Origin of the sequence: Novosphingobium sp. (genome assembly GCF_040079535.1) — a bacterium.
Taxonomy (GTDB): domain Bacteria; phylum Pseudomonadota; class Alphaproteobacteria; order Sphingomonadales; family Sphingomonadaceae; genus Novosphingobium.
The window spans coordinates 72,075-92,387 of record NZ_JBEBKB010000007.1 but is presented as its reverse complement, the minus strand read 5'-3'; the positions used below and the strand labels follow the sequence as shown (position 1 = coordinate 92,387).

Here is a 20,313-nt window from a genome sequence, read left to right as displayed (position 1 = left end):
GGGCGCTGGTTGCCGGAGCTGGCGCTGGGGTGGGCGCTGCGCTGCGCGGCTTATCGCGGCCTTTGGGTTTGTCCTTGTCCTTCCCATCACCGGGACGCGGCGCTGGCGCGGCGCTGGCCAGTGTTACTCGTGGGCGGGCATATAGGGCAAAGCGCGGGTCATCCTGCCCAATTTCGGCTGACCGCGGAAATATCCCGAGGTTTGCAGCCGTAGCCTGTTGGGCCGGTGTCAAGCGCGGCATGAAGCCCATATAGCCAACCAACTTTTCAGCCAGATTTTCCGGCACACTTTGCCGCACAATCGTCTCTGCGCTGGTCATATTGCCCAGAATGGCCTGGCCAAAGGCCAGCGTGCGCCAGGCGGCCTTGTCATTGCGTTCCAGCAGCGGAGCCAGCGCCAGATCCATCCCGCGCTTGTCACCTGCAATCGCGTGGCTCAGCGCCAGGCGGCGGCTGGTTTCATCGTTGCCGGCCAATCCCAGGGAACGGCGATAATATTGCTGCGCGGTCTGATTATCGCCCACCAGATCATAGGCCAGCCCGCGATCAGACAAGGCCGCAGCATCAAGCGGGCCCAGCTTTTCGGCCTGATTGAACAGATCAATCGCGGTGATCGGATCGCCAGCCAAGACGTGAGCCCCGGCCAGACCAGCCTTGACCCGGACCGAGCCGGGCCACAGCGTATCGGCGCGCTGATAAAAGCCGATCGCCGCCTGAACATCCCCCAAATCAAGCGACGCCCGGCCTGCTGCAATCAGGGCTTCAACATCTTGCGGGTTGCGGGCCAATTTATTCAACGCATCGTTCAGCCGCATTCCGGCTGAACGTTCCGGGACCGGTTGGACCACAGGCTGGCTGACCGCGCCGGCTGGCGGAGCAGGAGCGACCTGCGCCTTTACCTGATACGATCCGATCGCCAGCGCCGCAGCACCGGCGCTTGCCAGGGCGCGGATCAGCACTTGCGGGGAACCTGTAGTTTGCATCGCTGCAGCGTTAACCTTTTGAACGCGCCGCGCAAGTCGGCGCAGACCGGGCTATTACCCAGCCATGGCTGAACTGCACCAAAACGGACAATTGGTTACTGGTTGTTCTGACGCCCCAGGAACCGCGGGATCGAGATCGACGGACCATCATCGCCGCCATCATCATCGCCATCGTCGTCCGAAGAACGGCCACCGCGCGAAAGGTTGGCCATCCGCTCGAACAGCGTTGCCCCGCCTCCGGCCTTGGGTGCGCGGGCTGCTGGAGCCTCCCCGCCACTGCCAGATGCTCCACTGCCAGATCCAGCTGCCCCAGATGCCGTGCCAGGTTCGCCATCGCCGCCGCCAGATGCTGCCGGTGCCGATGGTTCGGCGACCGTATCATCGCCGCTGGACACAAGCCCGCGCCGACGGCCGGGCATTGCCAGCCCACCGCCTACCGGTTCATCGTCTGCCGCCAGGCGATCGGCATCGAGCAGCAATGCATCCTCAGCATCATCCGCACCATCGCTATCACCAGCATCCGCGTCACCTTCCGGTGCCTCGAGCTTCAGCTCAAACGGCTCATCGCCGCCTTCTTCTTCGGCTTCGAATTCGGGCATATCCCAATCATCGTCAGCCGCCGTCGCGGGAGCTTCGATTTCAACTTCGGGTTCACGCGCCTCAGGCTCTTCTGCCTCAACTTCCGGTTCCGGTGAGGGCTCTGGCGCCTTGGCGCGCTCAAACAGTGGCTCGGCCGCAGCGGGTACAGCCAGCGCCGGACGGGCCGGCCCCCGGCCGGTGCTCAGATTGAGCGGACGGCTGGCGGCTTCAACCACCTGATCGGCGTTCTGTTCAATTCCGGTGGCAACCACCGAAACGCGAATTTTGCCCTGCAAATCGGGATTAAACGCGCTGCCCCAGATGATGTTGGCATTGGGATCAACCAATTCGCGAATGTGGTTCGCGGCTTCGTCCACTTCAAGCAGCTTCATGTCTTCGCCGCCGATGATCGAGATGATCACGCCCTTGGCGCCTTGCATTGAAACACCATCGAGCAGCGGATTGGCGATCGCTTTTTCCGCAGCTTCCAATGCGCGGTTTTCACCCTGGCCTTCGCCAGTGCCCATCATCGCCTTGCCCATTTCGGCCATCACCGAACGGACGTCTGCAAAATCCAGGTTGATCAGGCCGGGCATCACCATCAGATCGGTGATCGAACGGACACCTTGTTGAAGCACCTCGTCTGCAAGGGTGAAGGCCTCCTTGAAGGTGGTATCAGCCTTGGCAACCAGGAACAGGTTCTGGTTGGGAATGACGATCAATGTATCAACGTGGCGCTGAAGCTCCTCAATCCCCGCCTCGGCAGCACGCATCCGGCGCGTGCCTTCGAACAGGAACGGCTTGGTCACCACACCAACAGTCAGCACGCCTTTTTCGCGCGCGGCCTTGGCCACCACGGGTGCTGCGCCGGTGCCGGTGCCGCCGCCCATTCCGGCGGCGATGAAGCACATGTGCACGCCTTCCAGCGCGCGGTCGATCTCTGCCAGGCTTTCCTCAGCAGCAGCCCGGCCCACTTCGGGGCGGGCGCCTGCGCCAAGGCCCTGGGTGATATCAGTACCCAGCTGGATGCGGTGTTCGGCAACCGAATTGTTCAGCGCCTGGGCATCGGTGTTGGCAACGACGAAATCGACGCCTTCGATCCCGGCCGAAATCATGTTGGTAATGGCGTTGCCGCCAGCCCCGCCCACGCCGATCACGGTGATCCGCGGGCGAAGTTCCTCAACAGCGGGAGGTCCGATACTGATGCTCATCTACGCTCTCCAGTCCGCGCGACAGCTGCAACGCTTGCACTTGTCACATTCATTGCACTCTTCGATTCCGCGAAGCAAAGTCACAAAACCCTTTGTCCACAGCCGCCAATTCAAAAATACTCGCGTGCGGCCTGATATAGCCTGCTGACCAGCCCCAACCCGGTATAGCGAACGGTCGGTTGAAAATTGGAACGGATCGAGCGAATGTCGATCGGATCGGCCGCAGCATAAAGCACCAGACCAGCCAGTGTGGAAAATCCCGGCGTAGCATGGGCTTCTGCCAGACCTTTAACCTGCTGTGGCCGCCCGATCCGCACCGGTTTTCCCAAGGCGCTTTGGGCATAGTCGGCTATTCCGGCAAGTTCTGCCCCGCCGCCGGTCAGCACCACCAGTTGGCCGCGCTGGCCGGTAAAGCCCAGTCCCTTGAGCGCGCGGCTGACTTCCTCGATCCAGTTGCCCAGATGCTGGGTTATCACCGAAACCAGTTCAGCACGGGGAATCCGGTTTTTGTCATCAGCATGGCGGGCGGCCGGGCCAACGCCTTCTTCACCCGGCGCGTTGACCGGGATCATCTCGCGGTGATCGGCCGGGCTGGCGATTGCCGAGCCGTGGACGCATTTGAGCCGTTCGGCCTGGAACCGGCGGATGCCAAACGCCGATGCCACCGCATCGGTGATATCCCCTGAACCCAGCGGGATTGTGACCAGCCCCAGCAGCATTCCGGCGGCATAGACTGAAACATTGGTAACTTCGCCGCCAAATTCGACCAAGGCCACGCCCAGTTCGCGCTCTTCGGCACTAAGGCAGGCATGGCCCGCTGCGATCGGCGATGCGACCACGGCCTCAACATCAAGATGCGCATTCTGGACGGCTTCGGTGATGTTGCGGATTGGTGCGCCATCGGCCAGCATGACATGGATATCAACGCCCAGCCGTTCGGCATGGAGCCCTTTGGGATCGGCCACGCCATCTGCCCCGTCCAGCGTATAGTGGGCGGGCTGGGCATGCAGAACCATTCGGCCATCAGGCTGGATCACATCGCGCGCGGTAACCAGCAGATGCTCGATATCCTCAGCCTCGATCCGGCGTCCGCCGATATCGACTTCCACCTGTGCTACCTGGCTGGCGAGCCCGGCCCCAGAACAGCCGATCCACACGCTGGTGACTGAAGTATTGGCCATTTTTTCGGCGCGCTCGATTGCATCGCGCACGGCATAGGCCGCCGCGGACATATCGGTAACATAGCCGCGTTTGATCCCGTCCGCGGCACGGTGGCTTGAACCCAGCACCAGCATTTCGCCGGTTTCGGTCAGCCCGGCGACGATTGCCGAAATGCGAAATGATCCGATGTTAACCGCGCCAAACACGCGGGCGATGCGTGGGCTCGCCATCAGTTGGCTCCTTCTGACTTGGCGCTGGGACTGGAAGGAGCCTTGGGTTTGGGTGCAGCACTGCCGGATTGCTCCTGGGCATCGGTCCGACTGGGCATCCGTAGATAGATCCGATCGCCTGCGCGCATATCAAATGCCACGGCCTTGCCGCCCAGCAAGCGGTTGCGGCCATCAAGCTGGGCAAATGTCACCAAGGCCTTGCCGGCGGCTTCATCGCCTTCGGGCAGAGCCAGGATTTGCCCGGTCTTGAAGGTCAGGTTCCAGCGCCGATTGCCAATCCATTCGGCGCTCTTGATCTGGGTTTTTAGCGCAGGGGCGGCATCAAGCAGCGCGGTCAATGCGCTTACTTGCGCGCCAACCCCAGGGCCGGAAAGGACCATCCGCTTGCCCACCCGGTTTAGTGCAATCGGTTCCAGTTCTCGGCCCTTGGCGTCGATCAGGGCCAGCCGCCCAGGCCGCGAAAGCACCGCCACGGGTATGCGTTCAACGATATCAACCACCACCGTATTGGGCAGGCGGCGCGAAACGCGCGCTTCCTCAACCCAGCTCAGCACCATCAACTTGTCGCGGATCGCGTGCAGATCAACAAACGGCATCGCCCGGTTGCGATTGCCGCTGCCAAGCACGATCGAATAGACTTTCAATTCATTGAGATGCTGGGTGCCGCGCACTTCGGCGCGCTGCAGCTCAAATCCGCTTTGGTGCGCCAGCCGCTCCATCTCGGCCTGGGCCATCGCGGGCACGCCGGCAAAGCTTGCCACCACCCAGATCAGCACTGCGGCCAATCCCAGGATCATTGCCAGAAAGATGTGGTGCAATTGGCTTTCGCTGAACGGCTGCAGCGCCATCACGCTATCGATCAGCGATCCGGTCTGGGCCCGCGCCTTGCGGACCTGACGCGCCTTGCCCTGTGCGGCCGCAGCCTTGCGCACAGACTTGCCGCCGCGTTTGATCTTCTGCCCGCTCACTTGGCCTTCCCCCCTCGCGCCAGTGCATCGGCGATGATGATCTCTACCAGTTCGCCGTATTCGATCCCCAGATGCCGGGCCTGTTCGGGCACCAGGCTAAGCGGGGTCATCCCTGGCTGGGTGTTGGTTTCTAGCACAAACAATCCTTCGATCCCCTGGCTGTCATCCCACCTAAAATCGGTGCGGCTGCAGCCATTGCAGCCCAGCAAGCGGTGGCAGCGCAAGGCCAGTTCAAGACAGGCCTTGGTGATTTCGTCAGGAATTTCGGCCGGGCAAATGTGCTCGGTCATTCCCTCGGTATATTTGCTGTCAAAATCGTAGAAGCCAGATTTGGGCTTGAGCTCGGTCACCAGCAGCGCCCGATCACCCAGCACCGCGGTGGTCAGTTCGCGCCCGCGAATATACGGCTCGGCCAGCAAGCTATCGAATTCCTGCCACGGCCCTTTGGCGCCAGCGCTGATCGGATTGCCATAATTGCCTTCATTGGTGATGATCGCAACGCCAACCGAAGAGCCTTCGTTGACGGGTTTCAGCACATAAGGCCGCTCAAGCGGGTCTTTCTGAAAGATTTCCTCAACCGGCACGATCCGTCCGCCCGGCATCGGTACACCGTGCGGAACCAGCGCCTGTTTGGTCAGCTCCTTGTCGATCGCGATCACCGATGTAACCATGCCCGAATGGGTATAGGTCAGCCCCATCAGGTCCATCAGTCCCTGGATCGAGCCATCCTCCCCCGGGCTGCCATGCAGCGCATTGAACACTACGTCGGCCTTGGTTTCTGCCAGGGTCTGCGCAATATTGCGGTCCATATCGATCCGGGTCACGCGGTGTCCGCGCGCTTCCAGCGCCTTGGCCACGCCTTCGCCGCTCATCAGCGAAACCGGTCGCTCGTTTGACCAACCGCCCATCAGGACTGCGATGTGGAGTTTGGGAAGTGTCACTTTACCTTGCCTACTCGTTCTTTTTCGGGCGTTCCGGCACAGGTGCCTACTCGTTCATTTTCGGGCGTTCCGGCACGGGTGCCTACTCGTTCATTTTCGGGCGTTCCGGCACGGGTGCCTACTCTTTGAATTTCCCATTCAAGCGTAACGCCCGAGCTTTCCTGCACGCGCCGCCGCACTTCATCGCCCAGGCCTTCAATATCCGCGCTGGTTGCGTCCCCAAGGTTGAGCAGGAAATTGGTGTGCTTTTCGCTGACCTGCGCCCCGCCCATGACAAGCCCCCGGCACCCGGCCTGATCGACCAGAGCCCAAGCCTTGTGCCCCGGCGGGTTCTTGAAAGTCGATCCGCCGGTCTTGCTGCGCAGCGGCTGGCTGGCTTCGCGGCTGGCCGCAATCCGGTCCATCTCGGCCTGGATCGCTGCCGGTTCGCCGGGTTGCCCCTTGAACCGCGCCGCCACCACCATCGCGCCTTCGGGCAATTCGGAATGGCGATAGGTGTAGTGCAGATCCTCTACAGACAGCGTGACCAGCGCGCCATCGCGCAGCACCACATCGCAATCAATGAGGATGTCCTTGACCTCGCCGCCATATGCACCGCCGTTCATCCGCACGAACCCGCCAACTGTTCCGGGGATCGAACGCAGAAATTCCAGCCCCGCGATCGCTTCGTCGCGCGCGGTTGAGCTGACCAGAATGCCGCTGGCCCCGGCCCCGCAATCGAGCGTGAGATCAGCGCATTTGGCAACATGCGCAAAGGCCTTGCCCAGCCGCACCACCACCCCGGGAACCCCGCCATCGCGGACGATCAGGTTGGATCCCAGCCCCAGCGCCATCAGCGGCACCGCCGGATCGAGGTCTGCAAGGAAAGTCTGCAGATCGGCCAGATTCTTGGGCTCGAACAGCCACTGCGCTGCACCGCCGCTTTTGAACCAGACCAGCGGGGCCAGCGGGGCATCGGCGGTCAATTTGCCTGCAACTGAAGGAAGCGTGTTGGTAATCACCCACCCCTCCGCTTGGCAATCGCATCTGCCAGACCCGCCGCCCACTTGGTGATATCGCCTGCGCCCAGGCAAACCACCATATCGCCCGCCTGCACCACATCGGCCAAGGCATCGGCCAGCTCATCCGGGTCTGAGGTTACTTGTGCATTGCGGTGCCCGCGCGCCTTCATCCCCGCGACCATACTCGCGCTGTCCACGCCTTCGATTGGCGCTTCGCCGGCGGCATAGACTGGCGCGGCATAGACCATATCGGCATCGTTGAAGGCGGCTTCAAAGTCCGCCATGTGATCGCGCAGCCGAGTGAACCGGTGCGGCTGAACCACAGCGATAACTCTGCCCATGCCCACCCCTTCGCGCGCAGCGGCCAGCACGGCGCGGATTTCAACCGGGTGGTGGCCATAATCGTCGATGATCGTGGCCGCCCCAGTGCCAATAGCCACTTCGCCGACCTTGGTGAAGCGGCGCTTGACCCCGGTAAACTTGGCAAAGCCGGTGCAGATAAGCGCATCAGAAACGCCCATCTCGCTTGCCACGGCCACTGCCGCCAGCGCATTTTGAACGTTGTGCCGGCCGGGCATCGGCAGATCGATCGCTTCGATCCGGCGCTGGCTGCCATCGCGCTGGCGGATTACCGCATCAAACCGATTTCCACCGGGATAGGGGGTCACGTTCTCACCGCGCACGTCGGCCTGCGCGCTATAGCCATAGGTCACAACCCGGCGATCGCGGACTTTGGGAATTACCGCCTGCACCTCAGGGTGATCAATGCACAAAACCGCGCAGCCATAGAACGGCACATTCTCGATAAATTCGACGAAGGCCTCCTTGATCGCATCGAAAGTGCCATAGTGTTCAAGGTGTTCCGGATCGATGTTGGTAACGATTGCGATGGTGCCATCAAGCCGCAGGAACGATCCATCGCTCTCATCGGCTTCAACCACCATCCAATCGCTTTCGCCCAGCCGCGCATTGGAACCATAACTGTTGATGATCCCGCCATTGATCACCGTGGGATCAACCCCGCCGGCATCAAGCAAAGCTGCAACCATCGATGTGGTTGTGGTCTTGCCGTGGGTTCCGGCCACAGCAACCGTGCGTTTCAAACGCATCAGTTCTGCCAGCATTTCAGCCCGGCGAACCACAGGTATCCGATTTTCAAGTGCTGCGGCCACTTCGGGGTTGCTGCGCTTCACCGCCGTAGAGGTAACCACCACCGCCGCATCGCCCAGGTTTTCGGCCGAGTGGCCGATCAAAACCTTGATCCCCCGTTTGCGCAGGCCTTCAACCACATAACCTTCGGCAATATCGCTGCCCTGAACCTTGTAGCCCAGATTATGCATCACTTCGGCAATGCCCGACATGCCGATCCCGCCGATCCCGACAAAGTGGATCGTGCCAATCTCTGTCGGCATCCGGTGTCCGGTCTTCTGGCGCAGCGCGGCCTTCATGCGCGGTCCTTTGCCAAGGCTTTGCGTCCGGCTTTGGCTTCAGCCCCAGCCGGCGTAATCACATCCATCATCGGCGCTCCGCCAAATCCTTCGACCAGATCGGCCAGATCTGCAGCGGCACTGGCGTGTCCGCAATTCCACGCGGCATGCGCGGCCGTGGCCAAGGTTGCCGGGTTCATCGCAATGGCCTGAATCTGCTTGGCAAGTTCTGCAGCGCTGAACCGGTCTTGCCGGATCATCCGCGCGCCCCCGGCGGCACACATTTCACGGGTGTTGGCGGCTTGATGATCGTCGGTTGCGATCGGTAGCGGAACCAGGATCGCCGGACGGCCCACCGCAGTCAGCTCGGCCACGGTCGATGCCCCGGCGCGGCCAATGAACAGGTGCAAATCCGCCAGCCTGCTGGCCATGTCTTCGAAATACGTACCAAGTTCAGCCGGGATATCGTGCGCCGCATAACGATTGCGCAACGCATCAATATCCTCTGGGCGGCATTGCTGGGTAACCTGCAACCGCCCGCGCAACGCCGGGGGCAGCATCGCCAGACCATCGGGCACCACCTGGCTCAACACATTGGCACCCTGGCTGCCGCCAGTTACCAGCACCCGCAGCAAGCCTTCGCTGCTGAACGCCGGGAACGGCCGATCACGCAGCGCCAGCACCTCTGCGCGAACCGGGTTGCCGACCAGGTGGGCCTTGTGGGCGTGCTTGTCCTTCAGCCGGTCAACCTGGCTATACGACGTTGCGATGGCATTGACCCGTCCGGCCAGGAACCGGTTGACCCGGCCCAGCACCGCATTCTGTTCATGGATCACGCTGGGCATGCCGGCTCCCGTGGCGGCCCACAGCGCCGGGAAAGCCGGATAGCCGCCAAACCCGATTACCGCGCTGGGCTGAAAGCTTTCAAACAGCCGAAGCGCCATCCGCTTGCCTTCAAGTACCGCCTCGATCCCCTTGGGCCAGTGCAGCGGGTTTTTGCCGAAACGCCCGGCCGGCAATACGTGGCTGACCAACGTGTGCGGGCGGCCCGGCAGGCGGTTGCCGCGATCATCCGTAATCAGGGCCACATGATGACCGCGCAGCTCCAGCTCTACCGCTAGCGCAAAGGCAGGAATCAAGTGCCCGCCGGTGCCGCCTGCAGCCAGGACATAGTGACGTGAAACTGTGGTCATTTCGCCAACCCCAACTGGCGCAGCGAGAGTTTTTCGCGGCGGATAAAGGGATTGCGGCGGGTAATTGCCAGCAACAGACCCACCCCCAGGCAAATCGCGATGGTGGAAGAGCCGCCATAGGAAATCAGGGGCAAGGTCATGCCTTTCGATGGAAACAGTTGCAGGTTCACCAGAATGTTGATGAACGCCTGGCCGCCCAATTGCGCGGTAAGTCCGGCGGCGGCAAGGGCGGTGAACAGATCTTCTTCATCCAGCAGGCGCAGCATCACCCGCACCACCACAGCCAGATAGAGCGCAACGATTATCGCACAGGCAATCAACCCGAATTCCTCGCCGATCACGGAGAAGATGTAATCGGTATGGGCTTCTGGCAGGCCCAGCTTCTTGGTGCCCAGCCACAGCCCGCTGCCGGTCCAGCCGCCTGCGGTTAAAGTGCGCTGGGCCAGATCAACCTGATCGTAAGCGCTGCCCCCGCCCAGAAAGGCATCGATCCGGTGCCGGGCGTTTTCATAGAACATATAGGCCAGCCCAACCCCCATCGCGCCAAACCCGCCGGCCAGGCCGATCCGCTTCAGGGAAATCCCGCTCATCAGGACCATTGCGAACCAGACGCCCGCAAACAGGATGGTTGATCCAAAATCGGGCTGGGTCATCAGCAGAATCGCAATCCCGCCCATCAGCCCTGTACACAGTTCAATCACCGGAAGATGCGGATCGCGCACCCGCCATGACAGGATCCATGCCATCATGATCGCAAAAGCCGGCTTCAGGAACTCGCTGGGCTGAAGCGACATGCCCAGGTTCAGCCAGCGTTTGGCCCCGTTGACCGAAAAGCCCAAGATCGGCACCAGCATCAATCCGGCCAGCATCGCAAATCCCAGCAGGATCCCGGCCCGGCGTGCGGTTTCCCGGCTAAGCATGCTGGCTCCGAACAGCGCGAGCAGCCCCGCAGACTGCCAGCGCAAGTGGATGTAGAAGAAATGCAGATCATCCAGCGTGGTCTTGGCGGTCGAAAGGCGGCGGGCACTGGCCGGGCTGGATGCAGCAACGGCGGCGGTGCCGATTGCCATCAGCACCAGCACCAAAGTCAGCAGCGTGCGATCAATCTCGCGCCACCAGATCGCGAATTCACCCCGGCGGTTGCTGCGCTGGCGCAGCGCAGCGCCTTCAATCTGGGCACGGCCGGTTCGCGGGGTTGCAGGCGGGTTTGAGGCCATCAGCGCTGCCCTCCGGCCGCGCTGCCCAGATCATCCGCGCTTAGTGCCATCACGATCTGGCGAAAGGCATCACCGCGCGCTTCATAGTCCCGGAACTGGTCAAAGCTGGCGCAGGCCGGTGAAAGCAGCACCACATCGCCGGGTTTGGCATCGATCATGGCCTGGCGGATCGCTTCGCACATCATCTCGCTGCGGCGAACCGGCATCACGTCTTCCAACTGGTCGGCAAAGCGGGGTCCGGCTTCACCAATGGTATATGCCGCGGCGATATTACCGAACCACGGGGCGCATTCATCAAGACTGTCACCCTTCGGCAATCCGCCGACGATCCAGTGAACCCGCCGATTGGGGGCCGGCGGAAACGCTGCCAGCGCCGGGGCGGTAGAGGCCGGATTGGTCGCCTTGCTATCGTTGATGAACATCACCCCGTTGATATCGGCCACCCGTTCCATCCGGTGCGGAAGCCCCCGGAAACTGGCCAGCGCAGGACGCCACTGGGCAGGGGTCAGCCCCAGCGCCTCAGCAATCGCCACCGCAGCGGCGGCGTTCTGCAAATTGTGCGGCCCCTGCAGCGAAGGCCAATTGGACTGGAGCGCGGCCAGGTCCTTGCCATCGACACTGCAAACCTTATCGGGCGCGCGCAAATGGCTTTCGCGCGCAGCGATCGATTGGGTCTTGGCATCGGACACGCCGAAAATGGCAACCTGATCGGGCCGTTGCATCGCAAACAGCCGGGCCTTGGCCGCCGCATAGCCGGTAAAACCATCATAACGATCCAGGTGATCGGGGGTCAGGTTCAGCAGCACGGCAACTTCGCATGCCAGACTGTGGGTCAGGTCAATCTGATAGCTCGACAATTCCAGCACATAGACCCCGCCTGCATCCAGCGGGTTCTGCGCCAGCACCGGCAGCCCGATATTGCCGCCCATCCGGGCTGGTAAAGCAGCGCTTTGGACAATGTGGTGAACCAGCGCTGTGGTGGTCGATTTGCCGTTGGTTCCGGTGATCCCCACCACCCGGTGCGCGGGCAGATCGGGCCGGGCAATCGCGAACAGTTCGATATCGCCGATCACCGGCACAGCAAAGCTGGCGGCATGCTGGGCTATCGGGTGCTGGTTAAGCGGCACCCCGGGGCTGACGACAACGCCGTCAAAGCCGGTCAGGTCCAGCCCCACCGGATCGGCCAGTTCGCAGCGCCCTTCAAGCATGCGGCGCGGCTCTTCACGGCTGTCCCACGCGGTAACCTGCGCGCCGCCGGCCAGCAGGCTTTCCACCGCCGACATGCCCGAACGGGCAAGACCCAGCACCGCGTATTTCTTTCCGGCAAAGGCGGGCGAAGTAATCATCTGAGCTTGAGCGTCGATAGTCCGATCAGTGCCAGCACGATCGAGACGATCCAGAAACGGATCACCACGGTCGATTCCTGCCAGCCCAATTGTTCGAAATGATGGTGGATCGGCGCCATCTTGAACACCCGCTTGCCGGTGCGTTTGTAAACCGCAACCTGGATAATCACCGACAACGCTTCGGCCACGAACAGCCCGCCAACGATCGCCAAAACAATCTCATGATGCGCTGCTACCGCAATCGCACCCAGCGCGCCGCCCAGTGCCAGGCTGCCGGTATCGCCCATGAACACCGCCGCCGGCGGAGCATTGAACCATAAAAAGGCCAGGCCTGCCCCCATGATCCCGGCACACAGGATTGCCAGTTCACCAGCCCGCGGAACATGCGGAATGCCAAGGTAGGCCGAAAAATCGGTCCGTCCGGCCAGATAGGCGATCACCGCAAAGGTGCCGGCGGCGATGATTACCGGCATGGTCGCCAGGCCATCAAGCCCGTCGGTCAGGTTGACCGCATTGCCCGCGCCAACAATCACGAAAGCTGCAAAAACATAGTAGAACGGCCCAAGCGGGATGTAGCGGCCCGAAAGGAACGGCACGTAGAGGTTGGTATCGACCTGGCTGACCAGGATCCATGATGCGATCCCGGCGACGATGAATTCCGCCGCCAGCCGGACCCGGCCCGGAACCCCGGCATGCGAGCGCTTCTTGACCTTGTCGTAATCGTCCAGAAACCCGATCAAACCGAACCCGGCGGTCACCGCCAGACAGGCCCAGACCAGCGGACTGGAAAGATCCATCCACAGCAACATCGATGCGACCAGCGCGATCAAGATCATCAGACCGCCCATTGTTGGCGTACCACGTTTGGCCAGATGGCTTTTGGGCCCATCCTCGCGGATCGGCTGGCCCTTGCCCTGCCGCACGCGCAACATGGCGATAAACCGCGGGCCGATGATCAGGCCGATCACCAGCGCCGTCATCAGCGCGGCACCGGCGCGGAAAGTCTGGTACCGGATGAGGTTTGCCACACCCTCAAACTGGAAATACTGCGCGATCAGGTAGAGCATAGCCCTGCCTTATTCCTTGTTCTGCGTGAGCGCGGCGACAACAGCGCCTAGCCCGACTGAATTTGACCCTTTGACCAGGATTGCGTCGCCGCCTTCCACGCCAAAACCCTTCAGCGCTTTCAGCGCTTCTGCGGCTGTTCGGCAATGCGCGAAGGAAGGCCGATTGCCAAGCGCCGCGTCACCCGGCTTCCCCAGTTCATCGGCCCCCAATGCATCAACCAATGCCTGCATCTCATCGCCAACCAGCAATACATGATTGACCATAGCGGCTTGCAGCGGCTCGATCAGCGCGGCGTGAAAGGCCGGACCATGGGTTCCCAGCTCTTTCATCGCGCCCAGCACCGCAATCCTGCGCCGCGCCGGGGTAAGGCCCAATTGCGCCAGCGTGGCCCGCATCGAAGCCGGGTTGGCATTGTAACTTTCATCGATCAACAGCGCCTGGCCGCTGCCATCGCCGCGCCCGGCCGCAACGGTCGTGCGCGCACCCCGGCCCTTAAGCCCTTGCATCTCGGCCAGGGCCAGCCCGGCGGCGCCCAGATCACCGCCAGCTGCGCGAACCGCGGCCATGACCGCCAGCGAATTGGCAATCCAGTGTTCGCCAGGTTCGGCCACAGTATAGCAGATCCTGCGATCGCCCAGATCGGCAGTCACCAACGAGCCACCGCCAGGTGCCGGAACGGCATCAAGCAGCCGGACATCAGCATGGGCGGCGCGGCCGAATGAAACAACGGCCCCTGCGTGCTTTTGGGCAGCCGCCTTAAGCTGGTCAAATTGCGGGCTGTCGGCCGGGATCACAGCAACCCCGCCGCGCTCCAACCCGGCAAACACCTCGGCCTTGGCATCTGCAATCGCTTCGATCGAACCAAGCATTTCGATATGGGCCGGGGCAATCGTGGTGATAACCGCCACGTGCGGGCGGACTTGCCCGGTCAGCGCAGCCAGTTCACCCGCATGGTTCATCCCCATTTCGAACACGCCAAATCTGCTGCGCGCCTCCATCCTGGCCAGGCTGAGCGGCACACCGACATGGTTGTTGTAGCTTTTGACCGAGCGGTGGGCATTGCCCCGGCTTGAACGATCAAGCGCGGCAAAAATCGCTTCCTTCACGCCGGTTTTGCCAACCGATCCAGTTACCCCGACAATCCGGGCAGCGGTGCGGCTGCGGGCCGCCAGAGCGAGCAGATCAAGCGCCGCTGCGGTATCGGCAACCAGCACGTGCGGGCCATCAACCGGGCGATCCACCACCACGGCCGCCGCCCCTTTTGCAAAGGCTGCGTCGACGAATTTGTGGCCGTCCATACTCTCGCCCTTCAGCGCGAAGAACAGATCGCCTGGAACCACATCGCGGCTGTCTATCTCGACGCCGGAAACCTGAAATTCGCCCATTGCCACGCCTCTGACCGCACGTGCGATTTCAACCGCGCCCCACAGCGCCAGACCCAGATCGTCCTCGGCCGCTTCAGGCCAGGCGATAATCGGCGAGAGCGCATTCATGCCCCGTCCCCCACCGAAGGAGCCGCGCATTCCCGCGCCACGGTGACGTCGTCGAACGGCAAGACCCTGCATTGCTCACCTGCTCCCATAATCTGGCCCTGCTCGTGACCTTTTCCGGCAATCACGACGACATCGTCCTTGCCAGCTTCGTTTATCGCCATCGCAATCGCCGCACGGCGATCACCACCATCGCGCAATTTTCCTTCGCCGCCTGCCAGCACCATTGCGCGGATAGCGGCCGGATCCTCGCTCCGCGGGTTATCGTCGGTAACGATCCCCAGATCGGCAAATTCAGCCACGGCCCGGCCCATTTCCGGACGCTTGCCATGATCGCGGTCGCCGCCCGCACCAAACACCACGATCAGGCGGCCCGCGCAGTGCGGACGCAGCGCGGCAATCGCCGCTTCAAGCGCATCGGGCGTGTGGGCGTAATCCACATAGACCGGCGATCCGGCCCGGGTAATCGCCGCGCGTTCCAGCCGTCCGCGCACCGGCTGCAAGCGGGCGAGCGCATCAAATACCTGTGCGGGATCGCCGCCGGTCGCCAGCACCAGCCCTGCGGCAAGCAAGGCATTGGCGGCCTGGTAAGCCCCGATCAGCGGCAATTTTATGGTGCGCGCCTGCCCCTGCCATTCAACCTTCAGTTCCTGACCAAGCTGCCCCGGCATGCGGGAGAGAAGGCGGATGCCACTCTCATCGGCCCCCTCACCCACACCCAGCAATTTAAGCCCGCGCGCGCGCGCATGGTCTGCGGCTTTGGCTGACCAGGGATCGTCCATCCACACCACGGCACTGCCAGCCGGATCAACCACTTCATCATACAGCCGCATCTTGGCTGCGAAATAGTCATCCATGTCGTTATGATAATCGAGGTGATCGCGGCTGAGATTGGTGAAACCGCCTGCCAGTACGCGCGGACCTTCGCTGCGAAACTGGGATAGCCCGTGGCTTGATGCCTCGAATGCCACATGGCTCACCCCTTCGCGGGCCAGCCCGCTCATATTGGCCAGAAACGTGACGACATCGGGGGTGGTCAGCCCGGTTGAAATGCTTTCATCGGCAGTGGTTACGCCCAGCGTGCCGATAGAGGCGGCGCGCTGCCCGCCCATCCGCCAGATCTGGCGGGTCATCTCGGCGATCGAGGTCTTGCCGTTGGTGCCGGTTACCGCCACCACAACTTCAGGCATCGGGGTGAAGAAGCCGGCCGCCAGCCGTGCAAAAATGCGGCGCGGCTCTGGATTGGCGATATGGAGCGCGCCTTCGACCTTGGCTTCGGGCCGGGCAACGATTGCTATTGCACCGGCAGCAATCGCAGCTGGAATGAAGTCTTCACCATTGAACCTGGCACCTTGAAAGGCACCAAACACGGTGCCCGGCGCCACTTTGCGGTTGTCGATCGCAAATCCGGTGACGGTGCTTTCAGCGCCGGCCGGCAGTGCGATCCCTGCAGCATCGGCCAACGCCCCCAGCCTCATTCCTTGCCCCCGCGGCCCACCAGCGGAGCAAGATCGGTGATGTCCACATCGCGGGTGGCATCGGGCATGATCCCCAGCAAAGGCCCGATCCGCGGAACCAGCCGGCCAACCAGCGGCGCGGCATTGAATGCGGCGGTGCGCTGGCCCGATGCGGCTGCTGTCCCTTGCGGTTCATCCAGCATGATGATGATCACATAGCGCGGATGGTCCATCGGAAAGGCGGCAGCAAAGGTCGCCACCAGGCTGCTTTCGCGGTAGCCGCCAGCGCCCGGCTTTTCGGCCGATCCGGTTTTCCCGCCGACGCGATAGCCCAGCGCGTCAGCCTTGCGGCCGGTTCCAAGGCTGACGATCATCCGCAGCAACTGCCGCATCCGGGCAGAAGTAGAAGCCTTGAACACGCGGTGCCCAGCGGCGGCCTTGCCCGGATCCACCTTGACCAGCGTTGCCGGGCGCCAGATCCCGCCATTGACCAGTGCGGCATAGGCGCTGGCCAGATGCAGCGGGGTAACCGCGATCCCGTGGCCATACGAGACAGTCATGGTGGTGATCCGCGACCAGTTGCCCTTGGGCCAGATCGGAAAGCCGCGCGCGGGCAGCTCGATCTGGGCGCGTTGATCCATCCCCAGCGCCCGCATCGTTGCATTCAGCCGTTCGCCGCCCAGCTGATCGGCAACTTGAGCCGTGACGATGTTGGAAGAATGGATCAGGGCTTCGGGGACATTCAGCGAAGCACCCAAGGCATGGCTGTCTTTGATTTCAAACCCGCCGATCGAAAGCGCGCGATTGGATTGATAACGATACGAAAAATCGCGCACCACCCCGGCATCGATCGCCGCCGCAACGGTGATCGGTTTGAAGGTAGAGCCAAGTTCGTAAACCTGGTTGGTCACCCGGTTGAAAATGTTGGCTTCGCCCGCGCGATCAATCAGGTTGGGGTTGAACGAAGGCAGCGAAGCCAGTGCCACCACTTCGCCGGTTTCAACATCCAGGATCACACCGGCGGCGCCTTGCGCGTTGGTGTCGGTCATTCCCTTGGAAAGCTCGTCTTCCAGCGCGCCTTGCACCCGGGCATCGATTGACATCATGGCCGGCAGACCGCTGGTTGATGGATCGGTCAGCCGCTTGTTGAACGCCTGCTCCATCCCGACATGCCCGGCCCCATCTGCACCAACAAAGCCCAGCACATGCGCGGCCATCGAACCTTGCGGATAAAACCGCTCGATCTCCCGCGGGAATTCCAGTGCCGGTTCGCCCAGCGCATGAATCCGGTTGGCATCTTCGGGCAGGATCCGGCGGCGTAAGTAGCCCGGCTTGCCATCGGCCAGGCGTTTGGTCAGATCATCAACCTGCATATCGGGAAAGATCCGGATCAGGGCCTGCGCCACTTCGCGCGGAGTGCGGACCAGCGGCGCACCATCATCGCCCAATGCAGCTGGATTATACCACAGCGCATAGGCCGGAAACGCCCGGGCCAGCGGCACCCCGTGGCGATCAACGATATCACCGCGCGGGGCAGCCAGGTTTACCGCGGCATCGCTGCCGTCCGAACCATCGAACAGGCCCAGGAATGTGATCCGCAGCAAGGCCACCAGCGCCGCAAACGCGAACGCCAGCACAACCCACAGCACCCGCCATTTGGCCATCAGCAGGCTGCGCGCACGCACATCGACAAGCTCGCGACGGCCAGTGGAGATCGCGGTGGTGATGGCCAAAGCATTCATTGGCGGCGGGTTTCGGCGCTATCAACCCGGCTTAGCCGATCACCAAGGTTGGCCGCAGTGCTGGGCTGCTTCTTGCCGGTGCGATCGGGCTCTGCCGCCATGGCCTTGCCGCTGATCGGACTGACCATCGCCGGCAGACTGCCTGCATCACTAACCGCTCCGCCAGCCGGATCCGCGCTGGCAACGCGGATCGGATCGGGCGCATCTGGCCCACGCGGTTTGCCAATATCTGCCAGCTGGCGCTCGTTCTCAAGATATTGGCCAACGGTTGGAGCCTGATAGCCGAATTCCACATCGTTGAGCGTTTTGAGCTGCTGCTGATTGGCGCGCGCTTCAAATTCGGTTTCCAGGAACAGCGCCTGCTGCTTGGCGGCATTGATCTTGCGTTCGGTCAAACGGACCTGACTTTTGACCGCATTCACCTTAAAAGTCAGCGCGACGGTAAAGGCCAGGCAGATCAACAAAACGGCGGCCCAGCCGATCGAGTGCAGCCGATCGCGTGTCAGGTTCATGCCGCCCTCCTGATCTGGGCCGGGGCAGCAGTGCGCACGGCGGCGCGCAAAGTGGCGCTGCGCGCGCGGGGATTGCGGTCCAGCTCGGCAACGCCGGCCCGGATCGCCCGGGAAACATCGGCAAAGGTTGGCGCGTGCTGTGCAGCAAGCTGCGGCAGGTGGCGTGATCCGCCCGATATTGCCCCGCTGGCATCGCGCAGAAACTGCTTCACGATCCGGTCTTCAAGGCTGTGAAAGCTGACAACCGCCAATTTCCCGCCGGGGCGCAGCAGCGTTTCAGCAGCGGCAAGCCCGGCGTTCAGCTCATCCAGTTCCGCGTTCACGTGGATCCGGATCGCCTGAAAGCTGCGGGTGGCTGGATCCTTGGGCGCGGGCCCCTTGTTGTTGTGGGGCCGGTAACCCAGCGCCTTGCGAACAATCTGAGCAAGCTGGCCGGTGGTTTCAAGCGGGCGGGCGGCCACGATCGCGCGGGCCACGCGGCGCGATTGGCGCTCCTCGCCATACTGAAACAGCACATCGGCAATGGTGCTTTCGGCTGCGGTGTTGAGGAAGTCAGCAGCGCTTTCGCCGTCCTGGCTCATCCGCATATCCAGCGGACCATCGGCGGAGAAGGCGAACCCACGGCCCGCCTGATCAAGCTGCATCGATGAAACACCGATATCCATCACCACGCCATCGATGCTGGCCACGCCGGCATGGGTCATGGCATCGACCATTTCGGAAAACCGGCGCGGGTGCAGCACCAGGCGCGGCGGCGTGGCCTTGGCTTCGGCCCATTCACGCCCTGCCGCGATGGCATCGGGATCGCGATCAAACGCATGGACCGACGCGCCGGCATCAAGCAAACGCCGGGTATAGCCGCCAGCACCAAAGGTGGCATCAACAATCACTGCGCCAGATTCTGGCGCCAGCGCGGCAATCACTTCATCAAGCAGAACCGGGATATGCGGCGCAGGCGCGGTCATTTGCGCCCCTTCCCGGCCATGGCCTGGGCCTGCAGATCGGCGCAGGCTTCTGCGGCGTCTTCCCAGCCCGCGCCCATTTGCGCAATTTCAGCCGGGTTCCAGATCGTGAACATCTTGCCGCCGCCCTGAAAGAACGCCGCGCTATCCAGTCCGACCTGCTTGGCATAGCGTTCCGGCAAGACAAACCGGCCGCTATCGTCAAACGGCACCCGGCCAAAACCATAGAGCTGCTGTGAACGCAGATCACGATCGAAATCGATCCCGCGTTCCAGCGCGATACCTTCTTCGCGGTTCAGTTCGGTTTCGAATTCATCCACCCGGCCAAGGCCAAAGGCGGTCAGGCATTTCCAGCGTGGATGCTTTGCCAGGCACAGCGTCCGCTCGCCCTGGCCTGAATCGCGCACCGCTTTTCTGAAGTCAGGAGGCAGCACAAAGCGACCCTTTTCGCCGATCAGCGAAAAGCCCTGGCCGCTAAATACTATTGGCCTTGCCGCCTCCACGTTTCCCGTCCCGCCTTTGCCGGAATTGCTTCCGGACCTCCGAAAATAGCCCCTCGCCCCGGACGCGCGCCCTCGCGTCCAGACCACCCCTTGCGGGGTGCGGCGACGTTAATTGCTGTCGATGAAACGGAGCATTACCCCGCTATTGCCGGGGATGGAAGGGAAAATCGCGGGATTTCACGGGATTAGACGGTAAATATATGATTTACAAAAGAATCATCCTGTTCACAAGTGGTCATACTGAACAAGGTTTCTGGTTTGTTCCCGCATAAAATCAACGGTTTGGGCTGCATTGCCGGAAAATCAGGTGCGTTTCCCGCGAT

General features: G+C 62.3%; 17 protein-coding genes. All 17 read right to left on the bottom strand.

The genetic code is table 11. From position 1 onward, the window contains the following. On the bottom strand, positions 1-982 hold a 982-nt coding region (locus ABL914_RS04185), incomplete at its 3' end, for a tetratricopeptide repeat protein (RefSeq protein WP_391561902.1). A gap of 95 nt (positions 983-1,077) precedes the next feature. Beyond that, a complete protein-coding gene (gene ftsZ / locus ABL914_RS04180; RefSeq protein ID WP_391561901.1) occupies positions 1,078-2,772 on the bottom strand; it encodes a cell division protein FtsZ in 1,695 nt (564 codons plus the stop codon). A 110-nt stretch (positions 2,773-2,882) separates the two neighbouring features. Continuing rightward, positions 2,883-4,163 (bottom strand): cell division protein FtsA, encoded by a 1,281-nt coding sequence (gene ftsA / locus ABL914_RS04175; protein ID WP_391561900.1) that lies wholly within the window; start codon positions 4,161-4,163, stop codon positions 2,883-2,885. After that, positions 4,163-5,131 carry a cell division protein FtsQ/DivIB gene (locus ABL914_RS04170; protein ID WP_391561899.1) on the bottom strand — a complete coding sequence of 323 codons (969 nt, stop codon included), beginning with the start codon at positions 5,129-5,131 and terminating at the stop codon, positions 4,163-4,165. Before ABL914_RS04170 ends, ftsA begins: the two co-directional genes overlap by 1 nt. Next, entirely contained in the window at positions 5,128-6,072 is a 945-nt protein-coding gene (locus tag ABL914_RS04165) for a D-alanine--D-alanine ligase (protein WP_391561898.1), read from the bottom strand. Before ABL914_RS04165 ends, ABL914_RS04170 begins: the two co-directional genes overlap by 4 nt. Further along, positions 6,069-7,073: a UDP-N-acetylmuramate dehydrogenase gene (gene murB, locus ABL914_RS04160; protein ID WP_391561897.1), complete on the bottom strand. Its 1,005-nt coding sequence runs from the start codon at positions 7,071-7,073 to the stop codon at positions 6,069-6,071. The genes ABL914_RS04165 and murB overlap by 4 nt, the downstream gene beginning before the upstream one ends. Beyond that, positions 7,070-8,485 carry a UDP-N-acetylmuramate--L-alanine ligase gene (gene murC, locus ABL914_RS04155; RefSeq protein ID WP_391561905.1) on the bottom strand — a complete coding sequence of 472 codons (1,416 nt, stop codon included), beginning with the start codon at positions 8,483-8,485 and terminating at the stop codon, positions 7,070-7,072. The genes murB and murC overlap by 4 nt, the downstream gene beginning before the upstream one ends. A 32-nt stretch (positions 8,486-8,517) precedes the next feature. Beyond that, positions 8,518-9,693, bottom strand: a complete 1,176-nt coding sequence (gene murG, locus ABL914_RS04150; RefSeq protein WP_391561896.1) for an undecaprenyldiphospho-muramoylpentapeptide beta-N-acetylglucosaminyltransferase — start codon at positions 9,691-9,693, stop codon at positions 8,518-8,520. Beyond that, positions 9,690-10,910 (bottom strand): FtsW/RodA/SpoVE family cell cycle protein, encoded by a 1,221-nt coding sequence (locus ABL914_RS04145; protein WP_391561895.1) that lies wholly within the window; start codon positions 10,908-10,910, stop codon positions 9,690-9,692. Before ABL914_RS04145 ends, murG begins: the two co-directional genes overlap by 4 nt. Beyond that, the gene (gene murD, locus ABL914_RS04140; protein ID WP_391561894.1) at positions 10,910-12,256 is read right to left on the bottom strand and encodes a UDP-N-acetylmuramoyl-L-alanine--D-glutamate ligase; all 1,347 of its coding nucleotides are present in this window, start codon (positions 12,254-12,256) and stop codon (positions 10,910-10,912) included. The genes ABL914_RS04145 and murD overlap by 1 nt, the downstream gene beginning before the upstream one ends. Then, a complete protein-coding gene (gene mraY / locus ABL914_RS04135) occupies positions 12,253-13,323 on the bottom strand; it encodes a phospho-N-acetylmuramoyl-pentapeptide-transferase (RefSeq protein ID WP_391561893.1) in 1,071 nt (356 codons plus the stop codon). The genes murD and mraY overlap by 4 nt, the downstream gene beginning before the upstream one ends. Before the next feature lie 9 nt (positions 13,324-13,332). Continuing rightward, complete coding sequence (murF, locus tag ABL914_RS04130) at positions 13,333-14,817, bottom strand: UDP-N-acetylmuramoyl-tripeptide--D-alanyl-D-alanine ligase (protein ID WP_391561892.1); 1,485 nt, start codon at positions 14,815-14,817, stop codon at positions 13,333-13,335. Beyond that, on the bottom strand, positions 14,814-16,292 hold the full coding sequence (locus ABL914_RS04125; RefSeq protein WP_391561891.1) for a UDP-N-acetylmuramoyl-L-alanyl-D-glutamate--2,6-diaminopimelate ligase: 1,479 nt from the start codon (positions 16,290-16,292) through the stop codon (positions 14,814-14,816). Before ABL914_RS04125 ends, murF begins: the two co-directional genes overlap by 4 nt. Continuing rightward, positions 16,289-18,013 carry a peptidoglycan D,D-transpeptidase FtsI family protein gene (locus ABL914_RS04120; protein ID WP_391561890.1) on the bottom strand — a complete coding sequence of 575 codons (1,725 nt, stop codon included), beginning with the start codon at positions 18,011-18,013 and terminating at the stop codon, positions 16,289-16,291. The genes ABL914_RS04125 and ABL914_RS04120 overlap by 4 nt, the downstream gene beginning before the upstream one ends. Further along, positions 18,010-18,525 carry a hypothetical protein gene (locus tag ABL914_RS04115; protein WP_391561889.1) on the bottom strand — a complete coding sequence of 172 codons (516 nt, stop codon included), beginning with the start codon at positions 18,523-18,525 and terminating at the stop codon, positions 18,010-18,012. Before ABL914_RS04115 ends, ABL914_RS04120 begins: the two co-directional genes overlap by 4 nt. Then, positions 18,522-19,490, bottom strand: a complete 969-nt coding sequence (gene rsmH, locus ABL914_RS04110; RefSeq protein WP_391561888.1) for a 16S rRNA (cytosine(1402)-N(4))-methyltransferase RsmH — start codon at positions 19,488-19,490, stop codon at positions 18,522-18,524. The genes ABL914_RS04115 and rsmH overlap by 4 nt, the downstream gene beginning before the upstream one ends. Next, on the bottom strand, positions 19,487-19,921 hold the full coding sequence (locus ABL914_RS04105; RefSeq protein ID WP_391561887.1) for a division/cell wall cluster transcriptional repressor MraZ: 435 nt from the start codon (positions 19,919-19,921) through the stop codon (positions 19,487-19,489). The genes rsmH and ABL914_RS04105 overlap by 4 nt, the downstream gene beginning before the upstream one ends. Positions 19,922-20,313: the final 392 nt, after the last annotated feature.

Coding starts and splice junctions, on each gene's coding strand:
- murC (WP_391561905.1), bottom strand. CDS start 8,485: ATGCCGACAGAGATTGGCACGATCCACTTTGTCGGGATCGGCGGGATC.
- ABL914_RS04120 (WP_391561890.1), bottom strand. CDS start 18,013: ATGAATGCTTTGGCCATCACCACCGCGATCTCCACTGGCCGTCGCGAG.
- rsmH (WP_391561888.1), bottom strand. CDS start 19,490: ATGACCGCGCCTGCGCCGCATATCCCGGTTCTGCTTGATGAAGTGATT.
- ftsA (WP_391561900.1), bottom strand. CDS start 4,163: ATGGCGAGCCCACGCATCGCCCGCGTGTTTGGCGCGGTTAACATCGGA.
- ABL914_RS04115 (WP_391561889.1), bottom strand. CDS start 18,525: ATGAACCTGACACGCGATCGGCTGCACTCGATCGGCTGGGCCGCCGTT.
- ABL914_RS04145 (WP_391561895.1), bottom strand. CDS start 10,910: ATGGCCTCAAACCCGCCTGCAACCCCGCGAACCGGCCGTGCCCAGATT.
- murD (WP_391561894.1), bottom strand. CDS start 12,256: ATGATTACTTCGCCCGCCTTTGCCGGAAAGAAATACGCGGTGCTGGGT.
- ftsZ (WP_391561901.1), bottom strand. CDS start 2,772: ATGAGCATCAGTATCGGACCTCCCGCTGTTGAGGAACTTCGCCCGCGG.
- murF (WP_391561892.1), bottom strand. CDS start 14,817: ATGAATGCGCTCTCGCCGATTATCGCCTGGCCTGAAGCGGCCGAGGAC.
- mraY (WP_391561893.1), bottom strand. CDS start 13,323: ATGCTCTACCTGATCGCGCAGTATTTCCAGTTTGAGGGTGTGGCAAAC.
- murG (WP_391561896.1), bottom strand. CDS start 9,693: ATGACCACAGTTTCACGTCACTATGTCCTGGCTGCAGGCGGCACCGGC.
- ABL914_RS04125 (WP_391561891.1), bottom strand. CDS start 16,292: ATGAGGCTGGGGGCGTTGGCCGATGCTGCAGGGATCGCACTGCCGGCC.